The following is a 246-nucleotide window of genomic DNA, read 5'->3' as shown; positions in this document are numbered from 1 at the left end:
AGATCGCGCACGATCTCCTCGATCTTCGCGTTGTGATCGTCTCTTATGTCACGGAGATTGTCGATGAGCTCGAGCTTTCTGTCGATGTAGTTGGATCGCGCGCTGTCCAACCGTTTCCTCACACCGGCAAAGCCCGGATAGGGATCCGTCAAGTAGCAGCCGTCGATGAAGGCCAAGATTGAAAAAAACAGCCCTACGGCGAAGAGCATCCAGGAGTTCAGTTCGGCAAGGTCCAGCGGCGCGTTC

Annotated in this window: 1 pseudogene; it reads right to left on the bottom strand. The window is 55.3% G+C overall.

Features of this window, described 5'->3' with window-relative positions:
- Nucleotides 1–246: pseudogene (locus tag EOD29_RS34120) on the bottom strand (hypothetical protein); the annotation flags it as partial.

Source organism: Mesorhizobium sp. M1A.T.Ca.IN.004.03.1.1 (assembly GCF_003997555.1).
Lineage (GTDB): Bacteria > Pseudomonadota > Alphaproteobacteria > Rhizobiales > Rhizobiaceae > Mesorhizobium.
The sequence above is the reverse complement of the archived record's forward strand: the minus strand, read 5'-3'. Positions and strand labels throughout refer to the sequence as shown.